We start from the raw sequence: 21,883 nt of genomic DNA, 5'->3' as shown, positions 1-21,883 counted from the left end.
GAGCTCGCCACGTCGCTGCGCGGCGCCGCCGACCGCCGCGAGGGCGTGGCCCGGCTCGCCGGGCAGGTGGCCGCGCGCCGCAGCCGCGTCGAGGCGACCCAGGCCGAGCTCGGCCGCCTGCGCGAGTCGCTCGTCGCGGCCCAGGCCCGCGGCGCCGACGCGACCACGCAGTTCGCGGCGCTCGAATCGCAGGTCGCGGGCGTCGAGGAGGGCGAGGAGGGCCTCGACGCCGAGCACGAGGCCGCGCTCGAGGCGCTCGAGACGGCGAACGCGCAGGTCACCGACCTCACCGAGCGGCTGGGAGCCGCGGAGCGCGAGCGCACGGCCCTCGAGTCGCGCGCCGAGACGCTCGAGCTGAGCCTGACGCGCAAGGACGGCGTGGGTGCGCTGCTCGCGGCCGACGGCGTGAGCGGCACCATCGGCACCGTCGCGGCGCTGCTCGCGGTCGACCCGCGCGACGAGGAGGCCGTGGTGGCCGCGCTCGGCGCGATCGCCGACGCCGTCGCCGTCGAGTCGGTCGAGGCAGCCGTCGACGCGATCCGCTACCTGCGCACCGAGGACGCCGGGCGGGTGTCGCTGCTGGTCGGTGGCTCGTCATCGGCGCCCGCCGTGCGCGCACCGATCGACGGCGCGCAGTGGGCCGTCGACCTCGTCCAGGCGCCCGAGCACGTGCGCGGCGCGGTCGCGGAGCTTCTCGACGGCGTGGTCGTGGTCGACGACCTCGCGCAGGCCCGCGCAACGCTGGCCGCCCACCCCGACCTCGTCGTCGCGACCCGCACGGGCGACGTTCTCTCGCGGCACCATGCATCGGGCGGCTCCGCGACCGCACCGAGCGCGCTGCACCTGCAGTCCGCGCTCGACCAGGCGCGCCACGGCGCCGCCGAGGCCACCGCGACGGCCGAGCGGCTGCGCTTCGAGCTCGCCGCCGCCACGACCGCGCAGGCCGCGGCCGACGACGCGCACGAGGCGACGCTCGAGCGCCTGAACGAGTCGGACGCCGCCCTGGCCGCGGTCGCCGAGCAGCTGGGGCACCTCGGCTCGACCGCGCGTGCGGCGCGGGCCGAGGCGGAGCGCGTCGAGGCGTCGCTCGAGGTGGCCTCGCGCACGCTCGAGCAGGACACCGCCGACCTCGCCGAGCTCACCGAGCGGCTCGCCGCCGCCGAGGTCGAGCCCGCTGAGAGCGAGGCCGCGATCCTCGAAGGGTCGGCACGCCGCGACCGGCTCGCCGAGCACGCCACGGGCGCCCGCTCGCGGGAGACCGAGTCACGCCTGTCGCTCCGGACCGTCGAGGAGCGCGCCCGTGCCCTGGCCGGCCGCGCCGAGTCGCTCGAGCGGGCCGCGCGCACCGAGCGCGCCGCGCGCGAGAAGGCGGCCGAGCGCGAGCGGGCCCGGGCCCGGCAGGTCGTCGTGGCGCAGGCCGTGCGGATCGGCGCCGATCGTGCGCTCGCGTCCCTGGACGTCTCGCTGCGCCGCGCGTCCGACGAGCGCGACGAGGCCGAGACGGCGCGCGGCGAGCGTGACCGGCTCATCGCCGTGACCCGGGCCGACGTCGAGCAGCGCGCCGCCGAGCTCGCCCGGCTGACCGACGTCGCGCACCGCGACGAGGTCGCCCGCACGCAGCAGCGGCTGCGGGTCGAGGCCCTGCAGAACCGATCGGTCGAGGAGCTCGGGATCGACCCCGCGGTGCTGCTCGACGAGTTCGGGCCGCACCGGGACGTGCCCGTCGTCGTCATGCCGGGCACCGAGGCGGACCCCGAGGCGCCGACCGCCGTGCCGTACGTGCGCGAGCAGCAGGAGAAGCGGCTGCGCGCCGCCGAGCGCGCGCTGTCGCTGCTCGGGCGCGTCAACCCGCTCGCGCTCGAGGAGTTCGCTGCGCTCGAGGAGCGGCACAAGTTCCTCACCGACCAGCTCGCGGACCTGAAGAAGTCGCGTGCCGACCTGCTGGTGATCGTCAAGGAGATCGACGAGCGCGTCGAGCAGGTCTTCGCCGACGCCTACCGCGACACCGCGGCGGCGTTCGACGTCGTGTTCCCGCGGCTGTTCCCCGGTGGCGAGGGCCGGCTGGTGCTGACCGACCCGGACAACATGCTCACCACGGGCATCGACGTCGAGGCGCGACCCGCGGGCAAGAAGGTCAAGCGGCTCTCGCTGCTGTCCGGCGGCGAGCGGTCGCTCACGGCGGTGGCGATGCTCGTCGCGATCTTCAAGGCCCGGCCGAGCCCGTTCTACGTGATGGACGAGGTCGAGGCGGCGCTCGACGACGCCAACCTCGGGCGGCTGCTCGAGATCTTCCGCGAGCTGCAGGAGGACTCGCAGCTCATCGTCGTCACGCACCAGAAGCGCACGATGGAGATCGCCGACGCGCTGTACGGCGTGACGATGCGCGGCGACGGTGTGACCACCGTCATCAGCCAACGGATGCGCGAGGACGCCGCGGTCTGACGCGTGTGGAGATTGTGTGGCGGGTTGGCAGCGGTCCCGCCCGGCGCTGCTCCCGCGCGGCGGGTGCCGCACAGACTGGTCCCGTGGTCGTCGTCATCGGAATCCTCGTCGCTCTGCTCGCTGCCGGCCTCGTGCTGCTCGTCGCGAGCGCCACGAGCGCGGGCGACTCCCAGGGCTCGCCCTGGCGCAGCTTCCGGGCCGGCTGGGCCGCCCGTGGCACGCGCGACGAGGCCGCCCGGGCCGCCGAGGCCGAGCCGGTCGACCTCAAGCTCGTCGAGTTCCTCACCGTCACGGCCGACGAGGGCGACCCGTACCTGCAGGTCGACGAGCTGGGCGAGGGCCTGCACCGCGCCCGCGACAAAGCCCTCGGCGCCCTTCCCGGCGCCCGCCGTTCCTGACGCGCCAGCTCGCACGCACCTGACAGACTGACCCGGTGAACCCGGACACCTGGACGTACCTGCTGGCCGCCGGCATCCCCGCCGCGCTCCTCGTCGCCGTGAGCACGGTCTTCGTGCGCCGCCGTCGTGACCAGGCCGACGAGACCCCGGACCCGACGACCGGGGGTGCGAACGGGTCCGACGTCCTCACGGCCCCCCCGGTCGCCCCATCGGCGACCACGGACCCCGACCTGCTCGAGCCGTCGGTCGACGAGGACCTCGTCGTCCCCGACGGCGTGACGGAGGGCGACCTCGACGTCCAGCTGGACGTCCCGGCGCCCGTGGCCGGCCGCCTCGCGCGGCTGCGCGGACGCCTGGCCCGCTCGGGCTCACCGCTCGGCACGCGCCTGCTCGCGGTGCTGTCCCGCGACCACCTCACCGAGGACGACTGGGACGAGCTGGAGGAGACGCTCCTGCTCGCCGACGTCGGCGCCGGCCCCACGGGCGACCTCATCGAGGCGCTCCGCACGCGCGTCCGCGTCGACGGCGTGCGCGAGCCCGGCGCGGTGCGCGACCTGCTGCGCGAGCAGCTCATCGCCCTGGTCGACCCGACCCTGGACCGTTCGCTCAACCTCGCACCCGGCGTCGACGCCGCGGGCGAGGCGACACCGGCCGTGGTGCTCGTCGTCGGCGTCAACGGCACGGGCAAGACGACCACCGTGGGCAAGCTCGCGCGCGTGCTCGTCGCCGAGGACCGCTCGGTGGTCCTGGGCGCCGCCGACACGTTCCGCGCGGCCGCGGCCGACCAGCTGCAGACGTGGGGCTCGCGCGTCGGCGTGCCGACCGTGCGGTCCGACCGCGACGGCGCGGACCCGGCCGCGGTCGCGTTCGACGCGGTGCGCACCGGCAAGGCCTCGGGCGTCGACGTCGTGCTCGTCGACACCGCGGGACGCCTGCAGAACAAGGCCGGCCTGATGGACGAGCTCGGCAAGATCACGCGCGTCATCACGCGCGAGGCGCCGCTGTCCGAGGTGCTGCTCGTGCTCGACGCGACGACCGGCCAGAACGGCCTCAACCAGGCGCGCGTGTTCGGCGAGGTCGCGGGCGTCACCGGGATCGTGCTGACCAAGCTGGACGGCACGGCCAAGGGCGGGATCGTTGTCGCCGTGCAGCGCGAGCTGGGCGTCCCCGTGAAGCTCGTCGGACTCGGCGAGGGCCCCGACGACCTGGCGCCGTTCGATGCGGCGTCCTTCGTCGACGGGCTGCTCGAGGGCTGACGCAGAACTGGACATCCGCTCACCACGAAACCGAACGTTTACGTGCGCGTGACGCTTGTCACCTGCGCGTAACGCGTCCCGCGAGCGACGGAAACCCCGACCGTCGACTGTAAGTGCGGACCAGCCACCCCGGGCTGGCGAGGGGAGAGGCACTCTCGATGGACTTCACACTCGACACAGGCAACACGGCGTTCATGCTGCTCGCCGCGTCGCTCGTGCTGCTGATGACGCCTGGACTGGCGTTCTTCTACGGCGGCATGGTGCGCGGCAAGAGCGTCCTGAACATGATGATGATGAGCTTCGGCGCGATGGGCCTCGTCGGGCTCATCTGGGTGCTCTACGGCTACTCGGCCACGTTCGGCGGAAGCGACATCGGCGGGTTCTTCGCCGACCCGACCCAGTGGTTCGGCCTGCAGGGCGCGACCGACGCGGACAGCCTCATGGCTCTCTCGGGCGTCCCGTTCCTCGTGGGCGCCGGCTTCCAGCTGACGTTCGCGGTCATCACCGTGGCCCTGATCTCCGGTGCGGTCGCGGACCGCATGAAGTTCAACTCCTGGCTCGTCTTCGGTGGCATCTGGGTCACGGTCGTCTACATCCCCATGGCCCACATGGTCTGGGGCGGCGGCAACCTGAGCGGCTCGGGCATCACGGAGTCGATCTCGACCCCCATCGACTTCGCCGGCGGCACGGTCGTCCACATCAACGCCGGTACGGCTGGCCTGGCGCTCGCGCTGCTGCTCGGCATCCGCAAGGGCTTCGGCAAGGAGCCCATGCGGCCCCACAACCTGCCGTTCGTCATGCTCGGTGCGGCGCTGCTGTGGTTCGGCTGGTTCGGCTTCAACGCCGGCTCCGAGTTCGGCGCCGACGGCGTCGCGGGCCGCGCCTGGCTCAACACCACGGTCGCGACCTGCGTCGCGATGCTCGCCTGGCTCGCCACGGAGAAGCTCCGCGACGGTCACGCGACGTCGCTGGGTGCCGCGTCCGGTGTCGTCGCGGGCCTGGTCGCCATCACGCCGGCCGCCGCGGCGGTCGACTCCTACGGTGCGATCGCGATCGGCGCCATCGCCGGTGTGCTCTGCGCCCTGGCCGTGGGCCTGAAGTACCGGTTCGGCTACGACGACTCGCTCGACGTGGTCGGTGTCCACCTCGTGGGTGGTCTGGTCGGCACGCTGCTGATCGGCCTGTTCGCCACGGCGGACAACAGCACCTTCCTCCCGGACGGCGCGAAGGAGGGCCTGTTCTACGGCGGCGGTATCGACCAGCTGCTCACGCAGGCCATCGTCGCGGTCGCGGCCGTGGTGTTCAGCTTCACGGCGACGTTCGTGATCGGCTACATCCTGAAGAAGACGATCGGCATCCGGGTCTCCGAGGAGGCTGAGGTCGGCGGTATCGACCTCGCCGTGCACGCCGAGTCCGCGTACGAGACGCTGGGCGCGGGCTCCCGCGTCGTGACGGAGGTGAAGTGATGACGAAGCTTGTGACCGCGGTCATCCAGCCGCACCGGCTGGACGATGTGAAGTCGGCGCTCGAGGCGGCCGGAGTGCGTGGCCTGACCGTGAGCGAGGCCAGCGGCTACGGCCGTCAGAAGGGCCACACGGAGGTCTACCGCGGCGCCGAGTACACGGTCGACCTGGTTCCCAAGGTCAAGATCGACGTGCTCATCGGCGACGAGGACGTGGCGAGCGTGACCGACGTCCTGGTCAAGGCGGCGCAGACCGGCAAGATCGGTGACGGCAAGGTCTGGGTCGTGCCGGTCGAGGACGTGGTTCGCGTCCGTACCGGCGAGCACGGCGACGACGCGCTCTGACCGGATGAACAACGAACGGCCGCCCGTGGGGGCAGCGGCCGGGGACGAGTCGACGCAGGTCCCGCATCCCGCTCGTGGGGTGCGGGACCTGCGCGTCGAACGGCTCGACCTCGCCGCCGGACTCACCGGCCCACAGACCGACGGCATCGCCCGTCGCGCCGCGATCGCGCGGCTGGTCGTCCAGCGGCTCGCCGAGCTGTGGGAGGACGCCACCGCGGACTCCGACGTCAGCGGCGTGGCGCTCGGAGCGGTCGGCAGCATCGGCCGCGGCGATGCGAGCCCGGTCAGCGACCTCGACCTGCTGCTGGTGCACGAGGGCCGCGGGCACAGCGCCGAGGAGCTCTCGGCGCTCGCGCAGCGGCTCTGGTACCCGCTCTGGGACGCGGGCCTCGACCTCGACCACTCGGTGCGGTCGCTGGCCCAGTGCCGGCAGGTCGCGTCGAAGGACCTGCCCGCCGCGGTGGGCCTGCTGGACCTGCAGCCCGTCGCCGGCGACGCGGTCGTGATCTCGCGGGCCAAGTCGGCCCTGCTCGAGGACTGGCGCTCGGCGGCTCGCCGGCGTCTGCCCGAGCTGCTGGCGTCCACCAAGCAGCGCGCCGACCGCCACGGCGAGCTCGCCTATCTCATCGAGCCCGAGCTCAAGGAGGCGCGCGGCGGGATCCGCGACGCCGTCGTCCTCTCGGCCCTCAGCGCGTCCTGGCTGACGGACCGGCCCCACGGGGCCGTCGACCGCGCCTACGCGCACCTGCTCGACGTGCGGGACAGCGTCCAGGTGGTGACCCGCCGTCACACCAACCGACTCCTGCTCGCCGACCAGGACGAGGTCGCGGCCCTCGTCGGCTTCGACGACCGAGACGACCTGCTCGCGAGCATCGCCGAGGCCGGTCGCGTGATCTCCTACGCGCTCGACACCACGGCGCGCAACGCGCGCCAGGCCCTGCAGCGCCCCGCGCGCGGACCGGTGTTCGTCCGCGGCCGCCGCACGCCGCCCCGACTGCGCGCGATCGCCGAGGGGCTCGTCGAGCACGACGGCGAGATCGTCCTCGCGGTCGACGCCAAGCCCGCCGAGGACCCGCTGCTCGCGCTGCGCGCCGCCGCGACCGCGGCCCGGACGGGGCTCGTGCTCTCGCCGCTGTCGGTCGCGAACCTCACGGCGACGCCGCCCCTGCCCGAGCCGTGGCCCAAGGCTGCGCGCACGTACCTGCTGCAGCTGCTCGGCTCCGGCCATGCGCAGACGCCGATCTGGGAGGCGCTCGACCTCGCGGGCGTGGTCACGACGTGGATCCCCGAGTGGGCGGCGGTGCGCAACAGGCCGCAGCGCTCGCCCGTGCACCGCCACACCGTGGATCGCCACCTCGTCGAGACCGTCGCGAACGCGGCTGCGGAGCGGCGCGACCTGGCGCTGGGGGACACCCTGCTGGTCACCGCGCTGCTGCACGACATCGGCAAGCGCGCGGGCGCGGGGGACCACTCGATCGAGGGCGCGCGCCTCGTCGGCCCGATCGTGCTGCGGATGGGCTTCGGCGAGCAGATGGCCGCGGACGCGACGCGGCTCGTGCGCGAGCACCTGACGCTCGTCGACCTCGCCACGACCGCCGACCCCGACGACCCGGCGACCGTCGAGCGGCTGCTGGGCGCCGTGGACCACCGCGCCGACCTGCTCGCGGTGCTCCGCGTGCTCACCGAGGCCGACGCCGTGGCCGCAGGCCCGGCCGCGTGGAGCACGTGGCGCGCGACGCTGGTCGACGACCTCGTGGCACGGGCCCACCGCGAACTGGCGGGTACGCTGGACCGTCCCTGATCCATCGAGCCGTGAGGACCGCCAGGTGTTCGCCACCCTGTCCGACCGACTGACGTCGACCTTCAAGAACCTGCGCACCAAGGGGCGGCTGTCCGAGGCGGACATCGACGCCACCGTGCGCGAGATCCGCCGCGCCCTGCTGGACGCGGACGTCGCCGTCCCCGTCGTCCGCTCCTTCACGGGAGCCGTGCGCGAGCGCGCGCTCTCGGCCGAGGTGTCCGGCGCGCTGAACCCGGCGCAGCAGATCGTCAAGATCGTCAACGAGGAGCTCGTCGCGATCCTCGGCGGGGACACCCGCACGCTGAACCTGGCCAAGACGCCGCCGACGGTCATCCTGCTCGCGGGCCTCCAGGGCGCCGGCAAGACGACCCTCGCGGGCAAGCTCGCGCTGCACCTCAAGGCGCAGGGCCACACCCCGCTCCTCGTCGCCGCGGACCTGCAGCGCCCCAACGCCGTCACGCAGCTCCAGGTCGTCGGCGAGCGCGCCGGCGTGCCGGTGTTCGCACCGCACCCGGGCAACCAGGGCTCCGACGACGTGCTGCCGTTCGGCGCGGACCCCGTCGGCGTCGCGCGCGCCGGTCTCGAGACCGCCCACCAGCGCCAGCACGACGTGCTCATCGTCGACACCGCCGGCCGCCTCGGCGTCGACGCGGACCTCATGCAGCAGGCGTCGGACATCCGCGACGCCGTCAACCCCGACGAGATCCTCTTCGTCATCGACGCGATGATCGGCCAGGACGCGGTCACCACCGCGCAGGCCTTCGCCGACGGGGTCGGCTTCACGGGCGTGGTGCTCTCCAAGCTCGACGGCGACGCGCGCGGTGGCGCGGCCCTGTCGGTCGCGTCGGTCACCGGCCGCCCGATCATGTACGCCAGCACCGGTGAGAAGCTCACCGACTTCGAGGTCTTCCACCCCGACCGCATGGCGTCGCGCATCCTCGACATGGGCGACGTGCTCACGCTCATCGAGCAGGCCGAGAAGAACTTCGACGCCGAGCAGACCGAGAAGATGGCGGGCAAGCTCGCCGCGGGCGAGGACTTCACGCTCGAGGACTTCCTCGAGCAGATGAACCAGCTCAAGAAGATGGGCTCGATGAAGAAGATGTTCGGGATGCTCCCGGGCATGGGCCAGATGCGCGAGGCGCTGGACAACTTCGACGAGCGCGAGGTCGACCGGATCGAGGCGATCATCCGCTCGATGACGCCCGCCGAGCGGCAGAACCCCAAGATCATCAACGGCTCGCGACGCTCGCGCATCGCTGCGGGCTCGGGCACCACGACGACGGCCATCAACCAGCTGCTGGAGCGCTTCGACGGCGCCCAGAAGATGATGAAGCAGATGGCCAAGGGCGGCGGCATGCCGGGCATGCCGGGCATGGGCAACCTGCCGGGCATGGGCGGCAAGAAGTCGCGCGGTCGTCAGGCGCCGGCGCGCAAGGTCAAGGGCAAGTCGGGCAACCCCGCGCTGCGTGCGCAGCAGGAGCGCGGCGTCGCGACGAAGCCCGCGGCACCCGCGGGCTCGTCGTTCGGGCTCGGCGCCCAGGCTCCGAAGGACGTCGACCCGTCGACGCTGGAGCTGCCCGCCGGGTTCGACAAGTTCCTCGGCGGACGCTGACCTACGTGCCTGACCTGCACCTTCGCGGCACCGTCGTCCTGGACGACGAGCGCGAGGTCGGTGAGGTCTGGGTCGTCGGCGGGGTGCTGACGTTCACGCGTCCCTCCGGGCCGACGACGACCATCGAGGGCGTTGTGCTGCCCGGCCTGGTCGACGTGCACTGCCACATCGGCCTCGCCGCGGACGGCCCGGTGCCCGACGAGGTCGCCGAGCAACAGGCGCTGGCCGACCGCGATTCGGGCGTGCTCCTGGTGCGCGACGCGGGCTCGCCCGCCGACACCGGCTGGGTGCACGAGCGCGACGACCTGCCCCGGCTGATCCGGTCGGGTCGGCACCTGGCGCTGCCCAAGCGGTACCTGCGCCACTACGGCCGCGAGCTGGGCTCGCCCTCCGAGCTGCCCGCCGCGGTCCGCGAGGAGGCGGCGCGGGGCGACGGGTGGGTCAAGCTGGTCGCGGACTGGATCGACCGGTCGCTCGGGTCCGACGCGGACCTGACGCCGCTGTGGCCGCGCTCCGTCCTCGCGGACGCCATCTCCGCCGCGCACGACGCCGGCGCGCGGGTCACGGCCCACACCTTCGCGACCGAGTCGCTCGACGACCTGCTCGACGCCGGGATCGACTGCCTCGAGCACGCCACCGGCGCCTCGCCGGATCACATCCACCGCATCGCCGCCGCCGGAGTCCCCGTCACGGCGACGCTGCTGCAGGTCGCGCAGTTTCCGGCCATTGCCGCGCAGGGCGCGCGCTTCCCGCGGTTCGCCGCTCGCATGGCGGTCATGGGGGAGCGGCGCTACGAGCACGTCCGCAACCTCCACGAGGCCGGCGTGCCCGTGCTCGTCGGGACCGACGCGGGCGGGACCCTGCGCCACGGGCTGATCGCGGACGAGGCGCTCGAGATGGCGCGCGCCGGCATCCCGGCCCGCGACGTCGTCGCCGCCGCGAGCTGGCGCACGCGGCGCTGGCTCGGCGTCCCGTCGATCGAGGAGGGCGCGAGCGCGGACATCGTGGTCTACGCCGACGACCCGCGCGACGACGTCCGCCACCTGCGTGAACCACGCGCCGTGGTGCTGCGCGGCTCGGCTGTAGCGGGGCCGTCCTTGCGATAGATCACGTCGGCCGGCACGTGAGCCAGGAGCTGGTCGTGCGTCAGGCCTTTGAAGTCAGCGGGGTCGAGCCAGAGCACGTCGCCCCTCGCTCCGGCAAGCTCGACCTCGCCGTCGGCGTCGATGCCCGCAAGCACGACCTCGTCATAGGGAACGACGGTCACCATGCCCGGCTCCGCGAGAATCAGGCATTCCGGCCGCATGAAGACGACCTGGCCCGAGGCATCGCGCGATCGACGGCCGTGATAGCTGGTCATGCCGCTGCGCATGGCCGCGCGCATCCCGCGAGGGAGGAGTGCCTGCGCCACCTCGTCCGGTTCGCGACCCAGCGGATCGGGGAACGGTGGCCGCGGTACAGCGCCGAAGCCGCTGAGGGCCGCCTCAGCCTCGGGCCCGATCTCGTGATCGAACGACGTCCCGACGAGCATCGTCCGCAGGAGCTCGACCACGACCGATCTCACGTCGTCGGCTGTTGCCGAACGAACGGCCCGGAGCTCCTGATCGATCGTCGGCACGTCACGACCACGCAGCGATCCGACAGCAGCCCAGTCGAGCCAGGACGCGAGCGACGACGTCGCCGAGAGGTCGTGCTCGGCCGTTGCCCTGGCGTGCTCGAGGTGCTCCGGACGTGGGCCGGCCGTGGCCAGCTCCTGGAGCACGCCGATTCCGTGGACGACGACGGAGTCGACGGCCGTGTCCGGCGGGTCGAGCGTGAACGCCCAGTGCGTACCGTCGTCGTCGACGACGCCGCCGAACTCGTCGACGGAGTACACGTGCCCCAGTCGGGAGCGCAGCGTCTCGTGCAGCGCGTACCCGACCACCCTCACGGCGAAGGCCACCACGCTCTCCTCGCGGACGTGCGGCACGGTGCCGGCGAACGTCACGCCCGGGCCCGAGAGTGCGCTCCACGTCCTGCCCGTCAATGCGTCGGCCGGGTGCGCGACCCTCGTCACGCGGCCGCCGGCCGGGAGGTGGAGCTGGAACCCGGTCGGGAGTGCCGACGTGCTCGAGACGTGCGCGTTGCCCGCGTGGAACCGCTCCCGAGAGAGCGTCACGACCTCGTCGGCGGTCCAGTCCATGAGCCGGGCGTGGTTCGCGGCCTGCACTCCGAGCCCAGCAAGCCCGTAACGCAATCCCAGTGGATCGCGGGCGACGTGCAGGCCGTCGCGCCCAACCTCCGCGAGGACGGCACCGCGGACGACTTCGAGCTCGTCGGCGCCGACGTCGTCCAGGCCCGACACCGCTGCGGCAACCCGCTCGAGGAAGTCGGCGCGCGCCGCCGCGTTCCCTGACGCGTAGAACGAGGTGTGGCTCGTGCCCGACTCGGCGTTGTGCCGGAGGGCTACAGGCCCCACGCGGTGCATCACGAGATGCTCGACGAGGTGCGTCAGACCTGCGGTCCGCGGAGTCAGGTCGCGGTACCCCACGCCGAACGCGAGGGTCGACGTCGCATCCCCCGGTACCTCCGTCCAGGTGTGGGGCACGGTGCCCAGGCGGTCTGTCACGACCAGCGGGCGGTCGCCGTCGTTGGTGTCACTCATGGTCATGTACCTCGATCTCGCAGGGGGCGCGCGGGGCGCAGCGTAGCCTCCCCCCTCGGTGTTGGGAGGCGCCCGCCCCGTCTGGCACAATGGTCGGCTGTACCCGATGGCAGCAGCCCCTCTACCTGCAGCCGTCGTGTCCTTCGCGTCACCGGCGAGCCCAACCCCACGGGCACGCGGGGGCGCAACCACAGCAGACCTCAGGAGAAGACCACACCGTGGCCACCAAGATTCGTCTCAAGCGCCTGGGCAAGATCCGCGCGCCGTACTACCGCATCGTCGTCGCCGACTCGCGCACCAAGCGCGACGGTCGCGTCATCGAGGAGATCGGCAAGTACCACCCCACCGAGGAGCCCTCGTTCATCGAGGTCAACTCCGAGCGTGCGCAGTACTGGCTCGGCGTCGGCGCGCAGCCGACCGAGCAGGTCGCCGTCCTCCTCAAGATCACGGGTGACTGGCAGAAGTTCAAGAACCTGCCCGGCCAGGAGGGCACCCTCCGCACCAAGGCCGACAAGGTCGACCCGAAGGCCGCCATCGAGGCCGCCGCCGCTGACGCCGAGAAGGTCAAGGCGAAGGCGTCGGAGAAGAAGGCCGAGGCCCCCGCGGCCGAGGCTACCGAGGACGAGCAGGCCTGATGCTCGCCGAGGCGCTCGAGCACCTGGTGCGCGGCATCGTCGATCACCCTGACGACGTCCGCGTGAGCTCGTCGTCGCTGCGACGCGGCGAGCTGCTGGAGGTCCGGGTCCACCCCGAGGACCTCGGTCGCGTGATCGGCCGCGCCGGTCGCACCGCCAAGGCCCTGCGCACGGTCGTCGGGGCGCTGTCCGCCGACGGCTCGGTGCGGGTCGACGTGGTCGACGTCGACCGTCGCTGATCAGCCTCGGCACGCATCACCCGGTTTCACGAAGGCCCGGTCCCCTAACCTGGGGGCCGGGCCTTCGCCCACGTCACGGAGGAAAACCCATGGAGCTCATCGTCGCGGTCGTCAGCCGCGCCCACGGTCTGCGCGGCGAGGTCGGCCTCGACCTGCGCACGGACGCGCCCGACGAGCGCCTCGCGGTCGGCTCGGTCGTGACGACGCAGCCGGCCTCGGCTGGCCCGCTCACGATCGTCGGCACGCGCAACCAGCAGGGGCGCTGGTACGTCCAGTTCGCCGAGGTCAACGACCGCACGGCCGCCGAGGCGCTGCGCGGCACGACGATCGTCACGGACTCCGACGAGGCCGAGGACGACGACGAGGACGCCTGGTACCCGCACGAGCTGGCCGGCCTGCGCGCCGAGCACGTCGACGGCCGCGAGCTCGGGGAGATCGTCGGGCTCGAGCACCTGCCGGCCCACGACATGCTTGTCCTGCGCGAGCCCGACGGCGCGCGCACGCTGATCCCGTTCGTGCGAGCGATCGTGCCAGTGGTCGACGTCCCGGGCGGACGCGTCGTGATCGACCCGCCCGGTGGTCTGCTCGCGTCGGACGCCGCGAACCTCGTCGTGTCCGACGAGACGCGCGGCCCGGCGAAGGACTGACGTGCGCATCGACGTCGTCTCGATCTTCCCCGGCTACCTCGCGCCGCTGGACCTCTCGCTGGTCGGCAAGGCCCGCGAGACCGGGCTGCTCGACCTGCGCGTGCACGACCTGCGCGACTGGACGACGGACCGGCACCGCACGGTCGACGACACGCCCTTCGGCGGCGGCGCCGGCATGGTCATGCGGCCCGACGTGTGGGGCGCGGCGCTGGACGACGTGCTCGACGAGGGCGCGCACCTGCTGATCCCGACGCCCTCGGGGGAGCCGCTCACGCAGCGCACCGCCGAGGCGCTCGCGACCGAGCAGCACCTGGTCATCGCGTGCGGGCGGTACGAGGGGATCGACGCGCGCGTCGCCGAGCACTACCGCTCGCGGCCCGGCGTGCGCGTCACCGAGTTCTCCATCGGCGACTACGTCCTCAACGGGGGAGAGGTCGCGGCGCTCGTCGTCGTCGAGGCCGTCGGGCGGCTGCTCCCGGGCGTCGTCGGCAACCCGCACTCGCTCGTCGAGGAGTCGCACGGCGCGGCCGGCCTGCTCGAGTACCCCGTCTACACCAAGCCGCCCGCGTGGGCCGAGCTCGAAATCCCCGAGGTGCTGCTGTCCGGTCACCACGCGCGCATCGAGCGGTGGCGCCGGGACCAGGCGCTCGTCCGCACCGCCGCGCGCCGGCCGGACATGCTGCTCGCGCTCGACGTCGCCGGTCTCGACAAGCACGACCTGGCGACCCTCGAGGGCCTCGGCTGGGGCGTGGAGAGCGGCCGCCTGACCCAGCCCTGATTAGGGGCTCGACGGCCCGCTGTGGCAGAATTGACCGCTGGTGCGCGTATGGCTGCGTCTCTGCCACAGGGGAGACGATCACGGCCACCCGGGACATGTCTCGACATGACCACCGGACGCACCGGAACCAGACCACGGGTACGCCGTACCTCGCCTGCACACGCGGGCGCCCGGCTGCCCACGATGACGCTTCTGACCTGTGGCAGGGCGGGAGAGTGAACACCATGCACACGCTCGACCAGGTCGACGCAGCGTCGCTGCGCTCCGACATCCCGGACTTCCGTCCCGGCGACACGCTCAAGGTCAACGTCAAGGTCGTCGAGGGCAACCGCTCGCGCATCCAGGCGTTCCAGGGTGTCGTCATCGCCCGTCAGGGCGAGGGCGTCCGCGAGACCTTCACGGTCCGCAAGGTCAGCTTCCAGGTCGGCGTCGAGCGCACGTTCCCGGTGCACTCCCCGAGCCTCGAGTCGATCGAGGTCGTGACGCGCGGTGACGTGCGCCGCGCGAAGCTGTACTACCTGCGCAAGCTCCGCGGCAAGAAGGCCAAGATCAAGGAGAAGCGCGACGCGATCCCGGCCAAGAAGGCCTGATCACGCAGCACTCCTCGAAGGGCGGTCACCTAGTGGTGGCCGCCCTTCGGCGTTCCCGGGCGTGCCCGTCTCGGAGCGCGGCCCTGTGCGCGCGGCACGGTTCGGCGTGCGAGAGTGTCCGGGTGATCGACCCCGCCGACGAAGCCGCCCCGCCGACCGCCTCCGGCACGCCGAGCACGGCGACCGGCGACGAGCACGCGGCGCCGCGGCACGCAGCCGACCCGGACCGTCGCGACAAGCACCGCAGCTCCGGGATGTCGTTCCTGCGCGAGACGGTGATCATCCTCGTCAGCGCGCTCGTGCTGTCCCTCATCGTCAAGACGTTCCTCGTGCAGGCGTTCTTCATCCCCAGCGGGTCGATGAACGACACGCTCATCAAGAACGACCGCATCCTGGTCAGCAAGCTGACCCCCGGACCGTTCGACCTGCACCGCGGCGACGTCGTCGTGTTCAAGGACCCGAACCACTGGCTCGGCGACGAGGTCGAGGACACCCCCACCGGTCCGGTCGGCACCGTCGTGCGCGACGCGCTCTCGTTCATCGGCCTCTACCCGGAGGACGCGGGCGAGCACCTGGTCAAGCGCCTCATCGGGCTGCCCGGCGACCACGTCGCGTGCGAGGGCGCCGGCAAGCCGGTCACGGTCAACGGCGTCGCGATCGACGAGCCCTACCTGGCACCCGGTGCGCAGCCGAGCGAGTTCGCGTTCGACATCGTCGTCCCGCCCAACAGCATCTGGGTCATGGGCGACAACCGGCAGCACTCGGCGGACTCTCGCTGGCACCAGGGCGAGCCGGGCGGCGGGTCCGTCCCGGTCGACAACGTGGTGGGCGTGGCCTTCGTCATCGTCTGGCCCGCGGACCACTGGGACCTGCTGCGCAACCCGGGCGACACGTTCGCGGACGTGCCGGCCGCGTCGTGACCGTCGGGGCGGCCGTCTCGGTCGCCGCCCGGCCCGGCCGGACGGCTCGACCCGGGCCGCACCTGCGCCACGAGCGCGTCCTGCTGCGCACCGGCGCGCGACTCGTCGCGGGCATGGACGAGGTCGGCCGCGGCTCGCTCGCCGGGCCCGTGAGCGTCGGGGTGGTCGTCGTCGACGTCTCGACCCGCTCCGCGCCGCGCGGGGTCGCCGACTCCAAGCTCCTGACGCCGCTCGCACGCACCGCGCTCCTGCCCGCGCTGGGCCGGTGGGGGACTGCGCGGGCCGTCGGGCACGCCAGTGCCGCCGAGATCGACGAGATCGGGATCATCGCCGCCCTGCGGCTGGCCGGGACCCGGGCGCTGGCCGCCGTGGCCGAGCGCGTCGGTCCCGTGGACGTCGTCCTGCTCGACGGCTCGCACGACTGGCTCACGCCGCCCGCGCAGGCGAGCCTGTTCGACGAGGTCGTCGCGGCAGACGGGCCGCGCGTCCACATGCGCGTCAAGGCGGACCGCACGTGCGCGAGCGTGGCGGCCGCGAGCGTGCTCGCCAAGTGCGAGCGGGACGCCCTCATGGCCGCCCTGGCGCCCGAGCACCCCGCGTACCGCTGGGACGAGAACAAGGGCTACGCCTCGCCCGACCACCTCGCGGCCCTGGCCGCCCACGGGCCGAGCGTGCTGCACCGCCGCTCGTGGCGACTTCCCGGCGTGGGTGTCCTGGGCGACGTGCCGGGTGGGGGATGATGAGCGCGTGAGTGCCGAGGACCTGGAGAACTACGAGACCGACATGGAGCTCGCGCTCTACCGCGAGTACCGCGACGTCGTCGGCCTCTTCTCGTACGTGGTGGAGACCGAGCGTCGTTTCTACCTGGCCAACCAGGTGGACCTGCAGGTGCGGTCCGCCGCGGGCGAGGTCTACTTCGAGCTCACGCTCGCCGACGCCTGGGTGTGGGACGTGTACCGCTCGGCCCGGTTCGTGAAGTCGGTGCGCGTCGTGACGTTCAAGGACGTCAACGTCGAGGAGCTCGCCAAGGCGGAGCTCGACCTCGGCGGCGGGGCCGGCTTCCCGCGCTGAGCGGCCCTCGGGCACGGCGAGCCGACCACAGGACCGCGGTCCGGGACGGCCGTCCCCAGAACTGACCGTGCGCCCGACGCGCGCCGGTCCGCGTGCGGCACGGTCGTCGCATGCGAGCCAAGGATGCGGTCGGACGGTACGGCGAGGACGTCGCCGCGCAGCACGTGCTGGAGGCGGGGTGGCAGGTCCTCGACCGGAACTGGCGGTGCCGCGACGGTGAGCTCGACCTGGTCGGGCTCGACGGCGACGAGCTGGTGGTCGTCGAGGTCAAGACGCGACGCTCGACGGCCTACGGCCATCCCGCGGAGGCCGTGACGCGCCTCAAGCTCGCCCGCGTCCGACGCCTGGCCGCCGCGTGGCTCGCGGCGCACGACCAGCGGGTCGCCTCGGTGCGGGTCGACGTCATCGCGGTGCTCCTGCCGCCGCGCGGCGCCGCGGTCGTCGAGCACCTCGTGGGGGTGATCTGACGTGGTGCTCGGGCGGACGCTCGCGGTCGCGCTGGTCGGCCTGACCGGGCACGTCGTCGAGGTCGAGGCGCACCTCGCGCCGTCGCTGCCCGCGTTCACGCTGGTCGGGCTGCCGGACGCCTCCCTGGCCGAGGCACGCGACCGGGTGCGCGCGGCGGTCACGTCCTCGGGGCTGCCGTGGCCCAACCGGCGGATCACGGTCAACCTGTCTCCGGCGACGCTCGCGAAGTCGGGCTCGTCGTTCGACCTGGCGATCGCCGTGGCGACACTGGTCGGCGCCGAGGTGCTGGACGCGGCGGCGGCCGTCGGCGTCGTGCACATCGGCGAGCTGGGGCTCGACGGGCGGGTCCGGCCCGTGCGCGGGGTGCTGCCCGCGGTCGCGGCCGCCGTGGCGGCGGGGCACCCGCGCGTCGTCGTCCCGCACGCCAACGCGGCCGAGGCCGCGCTCGTGCCGGGCGCTCGCGTCGCGGGGGTCGGCTCGCTCGCCGAGGTCGCAGCCCGGTACGGCGCCGAGGTGGACGTGCCGGAGCTCGCGGACGCGACGCTCGAGGCCGTGCCCGCCGCGCCGCCACGGGGTGTGCTCGACCTCGCCGACGTGGTCGGTCAGAGCGACGCGCGCGAGTGCCTCGAGGTCGCCGCGGCGGGCGGGCACCACCTGCTGATGGTCGGGCCTCCGGGGACGGGCAAGACGATGCTCGCCGCGCGGCTGCCCGGGCTGCTGCCCGACCTCGACGAGGCGGACGCCGTCGAGGTGACGGCCGTGCACTCGGTGGCGGGCACGTTCGACCCCGGCGGGGGGCTGCTGCGCCGACCCCCGTTCGAGGACCCGCACCACACCGCGACTCCCGCGAGCGTCGTGGGCGGCGGTTCCGGCACGCCGCGGCCGGGTGCGGCGTCGCGAGCCCATCGGGGAGTCCTGTTCCTGGACGAGGCGCCGGAGTTCTCGACCGCCGTCCTGCAGACGCTGCGCCAGCCGCTGGAGCACGGTGAGCTCGTGCTGCACCGGGCGCAGGGCGCCGCGCGCTACCCGGCGCGCTTCCAGCTCGTGCTCGCGGCGAACCCGTGCCCGTGCGGCAAGGCCGTGGGCAAGGGGTTGGAGTGCACCTGCCGCAGCGAGCAGCGGCGCCGCTACTTCGGCAAGCTGTCCGGGCCGCTGCTCGATCGCGTGGACCTGCAGGTGGAGCTGCAGCCTGCGCGCGCCGGCGGCGCCGAGGGCGAACCGACCGCCGTCGTGGCGGGGCGGGTATCTGCCGCGCGCGGGGCGGCGCGGGAGCGGCTGGCCGGCACCCCGTGGCGCACGGGCGCCGAGGCGCCGGGCGGGTGGCTGCGCGAGCGGCTCGGCGCGGACGCGTCGTTGCTCGGCGACCTCGACCGTGCGCTCGATCGCGGGACGCTGAGCATGCGCGGCGTGGATCGGGTGCTCCGCGTGGCGTGGACGCTGGCGGACCTCGACGGACGTGCCGCGCCGGGACGCTCCGACGTCGGCCGGGCGCTCCTGCTGCGGACGCGGGGGCACGGGGCATGACGGCGCCCGGACGTGACGGGGTGGTGGGCGGCACGGCGGCCTCGCCCGTCGGCCTCGCGGGCTGGTCGATGGGCTCCGGCCTGGACGACCGCGCCGCCCGAGCGGCGTGGAGCGGGCTCGCCGAACCCGGTGACCTCGTCGCGGGCGCGCTGGTCGCGACGCTCGGGGCGGTCGACGCGCTGCGACTCGTCGTCCTCGCGACGGACGTCGGAGTCCGGGCTGCGTGGGCCGAGGTGACGGGGGAGGCGCCGGGCGGTCGCGACCGCGAGCAGGATGGCGCGCTGTGGGCCGTGCCGGAGCACGTCGACGCGCGGGCGTCGACCGCACGTCCGACGACCGCACGTCCGTCAACTGCACGTCCGTCGACCGATCCGCAGCGCGCTGACGCGTTACGCGTCGAGGCGGCACCTGCTGACTCGCCACGAGATGACCCGCGACGCGTCGACCCATCACGCGCACACCGTGCGGAGCAGGGCGCGGCGAGCTGGCCCGGCGGGGTGAGGCTCGCGCGGGCAGCCGAGCGGTGGGGACTGCGTCTGCGCGACGCGGAGCCGTCGCGGCGGCTGGCCGCCCTGGCGACACTCGGCGGCTCGTTCGTCGTTCCTGGCGACCCCGGGTGGCCCGTGGGTCTCGACGACCTCGGTGCCGCAGCGCCCTTCGGGCTCTGGGTGCGCGGCGAGGCGGACCTGGGCGCCCTCCTGGCGCGGTCGGTGGCGATCGTCGGCTCGCGCGCGTCGACGACGTACGGCGAGCGCGTCGCGGTCGACCTGGCCGCGGGGGCGGTCGACGCGCGGGCGTGCGTGGTCTCCGGCGGGGCGTACGGGATCGACGCCGCCGCGCACCGCGGCGCCCTCTCGCGGGGCGGGCGCACGGTCGTGCTGCTGGCGGGCGGCGTCGACCGGGCGTACCCGGCCGGCAACGCTCGGATCTTCGAGGCGGCCGTGGGCGGGGGAGGAGCGCTCGTCGCCGAGGTGCCGCCCGGCAGCGTGCCAACCAAGGGAAGGTTCCTCCAGCGGAACCGGGTCATCGCCGCGGCGGCGCGGGCAACGGTCGTCGTCGAGGCGGCATGGAGGTCGGGCGCGATGAGCACCGCTCACCACGCGGCGCGGCTGCTGCGTCCGGTCGGAGCGGTGCCCGGGCCGGTGACCTCGGTGGCGTCGGCCGGGTGCCACCGGCTGCTGCGCGAGGGCTCGGCGGTCTGCGTGACCGATGCCGCCGAGTTGATGGACCTGGCCGGGCTCGTCGGGTCGGACCTCGTGCCCGAGCGCGTGGGCCCACCGCGGCTGGCGGACGGCCTCGACCCGGGCGTGGTGCGTGTTCTGGACGCCCTGCCGCGCCGGATGGGGGTTCCGGTGGAGGACGTGGCCGCCCGCGCCGGGGTGACCCTGGGGGAGGCCCGGGCAGCGCTCGGCCTGCTCGAGTTCGACGGGTTGGCGGTGCGTGACGGCGACCGGTGGCGCGTGCGCCCGAATTGAGCGCAAGGAATGGCGACGAAACCCGGAACCGCAACGCGACCGGGCGCGTTGGAATGGTGGAACACATGCATGTCCCGTTCGTTCCACGTCGCACCTTTCGCGTCACCGGCGTGTCGGGGAGGCCGAACGGGTGTACCGGTCGTCCACCGACGAGTGACGGGGCAGAAGGTCCCGCCGACTGAAGTGGCGAGCGGGTGAAAAACCGCCCATGTGGCCCTTGTCACGACCCCACAATCGGACATTCCGGTGGCATTCGACCAGCATTAGCCCAGGCAGGTGAATTCCGGTCTTGTCTTGGCTGTGTGTTTCAGGTCACCGTAGGGCCATGACCACGACCGAGCTCATCGAGAAGGCGCCCTGCCGGGCTGCGCTGCTCGACGCGTTCTCGTCGTACGTCTCGTCCCAGCGGGGCCTCTCGGTCCACACGGACCGCGCCTACCGCAGCGACGTCGAGGCGCTCCTCGGGTTCTCGGTGCGCCACGGCGCGTCGACTCTGGACGACATCGACCTGCGCATGCTGCGGGCGTGGCTCGCCTCGCAGGCGGCCGCCAAGCGCAGCCGCGCGACGCTCGCGCGTCGCGGCGCTGCTGCCCGGACCTTCCTCGCGTGGGCCGCGCGCACCGACCGGATCGCTGTCGACCCGTCGCTGCGGCTCGCCAACGCACGCGTCAGTGCCCCGCTGCCGACCGTGCTGCGTACCGGTGCCGTCGCCGCCGTCATCGACACCGCGCGTGAGCGCGCCGGCGACGGCGAGGCCGCGCACGTGCGGGACTGGACGCTGCTCGAGCTGCTCTACGCGACCGGCATCCGGGTCGGGGAGCTGTGCTCCGCCGACCTGCGCGACGTCGACCTCGCCGAGCGGACCCTGCGGGTGCTCGGCAAGGGCTCGAAGGAGCGCGTCGTGCCGTTCGGCGTCCCGGCCCGCACCGCGCTCGTCGCCTGGCTCGAGACCGCTCGCCCCGCACTCGCCCGCGCCGACTCGCCCGACGCGCTGTTCCTCGGTCTGCGCGGCGGTCGCATCGACCCGCGTCAGGTGCGCGACGTCGTGCACGCCGCGACCGCGGCCGCCGACGTCGAGGACCTGGCCCCGCACGGCCTGCGCCACACCGCGGCGACGCACCTGCTCGAGGGCGGCTCGGACCTGCGCAGCGTCCAGGAGATCCTCGGCCACGCGAGCCTCGCGACCACGCAGCGCTACACCCACATCTCGGCGGAGCGACTCCGCTCCGCCTACGCACTCGCCCACCCCCGCGCCTGATCCCCCCGGAGCCGAAGATGACGACGACCCAGGTAGACGCCGCCGCCGCATGGCTGGCGCACGTCGGTGCCGACGCTGCCCCCGCCGGCGTCGTTCCCCAGCCGCGCAACCTGCAGGCTGACGGTGCCGTCGACGCCGAGCTCGGCTCGCTCGTCGAGGCGCCCGAGATCCCGACGCAGCGGGCGCCCCTGGCCGACGAGGCCGCTGCGGCACTCGCGCTGCTGTGGGTGGACCTCAAGGACAAGGGCTGTGCCACCGCCCGCCAGAACCTGATCCTGCACTACGCCCCGCTCGTCGCGGCCGTCGCGGGCCGGG

21 protein-coding genes and 1 pseudogene are annotated in these 21,883 nt (G+C 73.7%); 21 read left to right on the top strand and 1 reads right to left on the bottom strand.

All coding sequences use genetic code 11. The annotated features are described in order from the left end of the window. The 8 genes from D1825_RS07875 to D1825_RS07840 all read left to right on the top strand — a co-directional run. A partial coding sequence (locus D1825_RS07875; RefSeq protein WP_118766885.1) for an AAA family ATPase occupies positions 1-2,442 on the top strand: 2,442 nt, incomplete at its 5' end. An 83-nt stretch (positions 2,443-2,525) separates the two neighbouring features. After that, entirely contained in the window at positions 2,526-2,840 is a 315-nt protein-coding gene (locus D1825_RS07870) for a hypothetical protein (RefSeq protein WP_118766884.1), read from the top strand. Positions 2,841-2,875: 35 nt separating this feature from the next. Next, positions 2,876-4,096, top strand: a complete 1,221-nt coding sequence (gene ftsY, locus D1825_RS07865; RefSeq protein WP_118766883.1) for a signal recognition particle-docking protein FtsY — start codon at positions 2,876-2,878, stop codon at positions 4,094-4,096. Positions 4,097-4,254: 158 nt separating this feature from the next. Beyond that, the gene (locus tag D1825_RS07860) at positions 4,255-5,562 is read left to right on the top strand and encodes an ammonium transporter (protein WP_118766882.1); all 1,308 of its coding nucleotides are present in this window, start codon (positions 4,255-4,257) and stop codon (positions 5,560-5,562) included. Next, positions 5,562-5,903, top strand: coding sequence for a P-II family nitrogen regulator (locus D1825_RS07855; protein WP_118766881.1), 342 nt, complete (start codon positions 5,562-5,564; stop codon positions 5,901-5,903). Before D1825_RS07860 ends, D1825_RS07855 begins: the two co-directional genes overlap by 1 nt. Positions 5,904-5,907: 4 nt before the next feature. Further along, entirely contained in the window at positions 5,908-7,704 is a 1,797-nt protein-coding gene (locus tag D1825_RS07850) for a [protein-PII] uridylyltransferase (RefSeq protein ID WP_118766880.1), read from the top strand. A gap of 25 nt (positions 7,705-7,729) precedes the next feature. Beyond that, a complete protein-coding gene (gene ffh, locus D1825_RS07845) occupies positions 7,730-9,319 on the top strand; it encodes a signal recognition particle protein (RefSeq protein ID WP_118766879.1) in 1,590 nt (529 codons plus the stop codon). Between the two features lie 5 nt (positions 9,320-9,324). Further along, on the top strand, positions 9,325-10,425 hold the full coding sequence (locus D1825_RS07840; protein ID WP_233549714.1) for an amidohydrolase family protein: 1,101 nt from the start codon (positions 9,325-9,327) through the stop codon (positions 10,423-10,425). Here D1825_RS07840 and D1825_RS07835 read toward each other — a convergent pair. Next, positions 10,329-11,963: a peptidase M16 family protein gene (locus tag D1825_RS07835; RefSeq protein WP_138067524.1), complete on the bottom strand. Its 1,635-nt coding sequence runs from the start codon at positions 11,961-11,963 to the stop codon at positions 10,329-10,331. The two genes, D1825_RS07840 and D1825_RS07835, sit on opposite strands and share 97 nt — an antisense overlap. A gap of 218 nt (positions 11,964-12,181) precedes the next feature. Here D1825_RS07835 and rpsP point away from each other — a divergent pair, with 218 nt between their 5' ends. The 13 genes and pseudogenes from rpsP to D1825_RS07770 all read left to right on the top strand — a co-directional run. Continuing rightward, positions 12,182-12,598 (top strand): 30S ribosomal protein S16, encoded by a 417-nt coding sequence (rpsP, locus tag D1825_RS07830; RefSeq protein ID WP_118766876.1) that lies wholly within the window; start codon positions 12,182-12,184, stop codon positions 12,596-12,598. After that, entirely contained in the window at positions 12,598-12,837 is a 240-nt protein-coding gene (locus D1825_RS07825; protein ID WP_118766875.1) for an RNA-binding protein, read from the top strand. Before rpsP ends, D1825_RS07825 begins: the two co-directional genes overlap by 1 nt. Before the next feature lie 89 nt (positions 12,838-12,926). Next, a complete protein-coding gene (rimM, locus tag D1825_RS07820; protein ID WP_118766874.1) occupies positions 12,927-13,484 on the top strand; it encodes a ribosome maturation factor RimM in 558 nt (185 codons plus the stop codon). Position 13,485: 1 nt separating this feature from the next. Further along, complete coding sequence (trmD, locus tag D1825_RS07815) at positions 13,486-14,262, top strand: tRNA (guanosine(37)-N1)-methyltransferase TrmD (protein ID WP_118766873.1); 777 nt, start codon at positions 13,486-13,488, stop codon at positions 14,260-14,262. 224 nt (positions 14,263-14,486) lie between these two features. Beyond that, positions 14,487-14,852 carry a 50S ribosomal protein L19 gene (rplS, locus tag D1825_RS07810; RefSeq protein ID WP_118766889.1) on the top strand — a complete coding sequence of 122 codons (366 nt, stop codon included), beginning with the start codon at positions 14,487-14,489 and terminating at the stop codon, positions 14,850-14,852. Positions 14,853-14,974: 122 nt separating this feature from the next. Continuing rightward, a complete protein-coding gene (gene lepB, locus D1825_RS07805) occupies positions 14,975-15,772 on the top strand; it encodes a signal peptidase I (RefSeq protein WP_233549712.1) in 798 nt (265 codons plus the stop codon). Next, entirely contained in the window at positions 15,769-16,512 is a 744-nt protein-coding gene (locus tag D1825_RS07800) for a ribonuclease HII (RefSeq protein ID WP_233549711.1), read from the top strand. Before lepB ends, D1825_RS07800 begins: the two co-directional genes overlap by 4 nt. Before the next feature lie 7 nt (positions 16,513-16,519). Beyond that, the gene (locus D1825_RS07795) at positions 16,520-16,843 is read left to right on the top strand and encodes a DUF2469 domain-containing protein (RefSeq protein ID WP_118766872.1); all 324 of its coding nucleotides are present in this window, start codon (positions 16,520-16,522) and stop codon (positions 16,841-16,843) included. Between the two features lie 110 nt (positions 16,844-16,953). Further along, a complete protein-coding gene (locus D1825_RS07790) occupies positions 16,954-17,310 on the top strand; it encodes a YraN family protein (RefSeq protein ID WP_118766871.1) in 357 nt (118 codons plus the stop codon). A gap of 1 nt (position 17,311) precedes the next feature. Further along, positions 17,312-18,835 carry a YifB family Mg chelatase-like AAA ATPase gene (locus tag D1825_RS07785; protein WP_118766870.1) on the top strand — a complete coding sequence of 508 codons (1,524 nt, stop codon included), beginning with the start codon at positions 17,312-17,314 and terminating at the stop codon, positions 18,833-18,835. After that, the gene (gene dprA, locus D1825_RS07780; protein ID WP_233549708.1) at positions 18,832-20,310 is read left to right on the top strand and encodes a DNA-processing protein DprA; all 1,479 of its coding nucleotides are present in this window, start codon (positions 18,832-18,834) and stop codon (positions 20,308-20,310) included. The genes D1825_RS07785 and dprA overlap by 4 nt, the downstream gene beginning before the upstream one ends. A 325-nt stretch (positions 20,311-20,635) precedes the next feature. Then, positions 20,636-21,568 carry a tyrosine recombinase XerC gene (locus D1825_RS07775; RefSeq protein ID WP_118766869.1) on the top strand — a complete coding sequence of 311 codons (933 nt, stop codon included), beginning with the start codon at positions 20,636-20,638 and terminating at the stop codon, positions 21,566-21,568. Positions 21,569-21,585: 17 nt separating this feature from the next. Next, a pseudogene (locus D1825_RS07770) lies at positions 21,586-21,883 on the top strand (FliA/WhiG family RNA polymerase sigma factor); the annotation flags it as partial.

It is taken from the genome of Cellulomonas rhizosphaerae (genome assembly GCF_003470205.1).
Lineage (GTDB): Bacteria > Actinomycetota > Actinomycetes > Actinomycetales > Cellulomonadaceae > Cellulomonas > Cellulomonas rhizosphaerae.
Note: the sequence above shows the minus strand (reverse complement) of the source record. Positions and strands in the feature narration are given on the sequence as shown.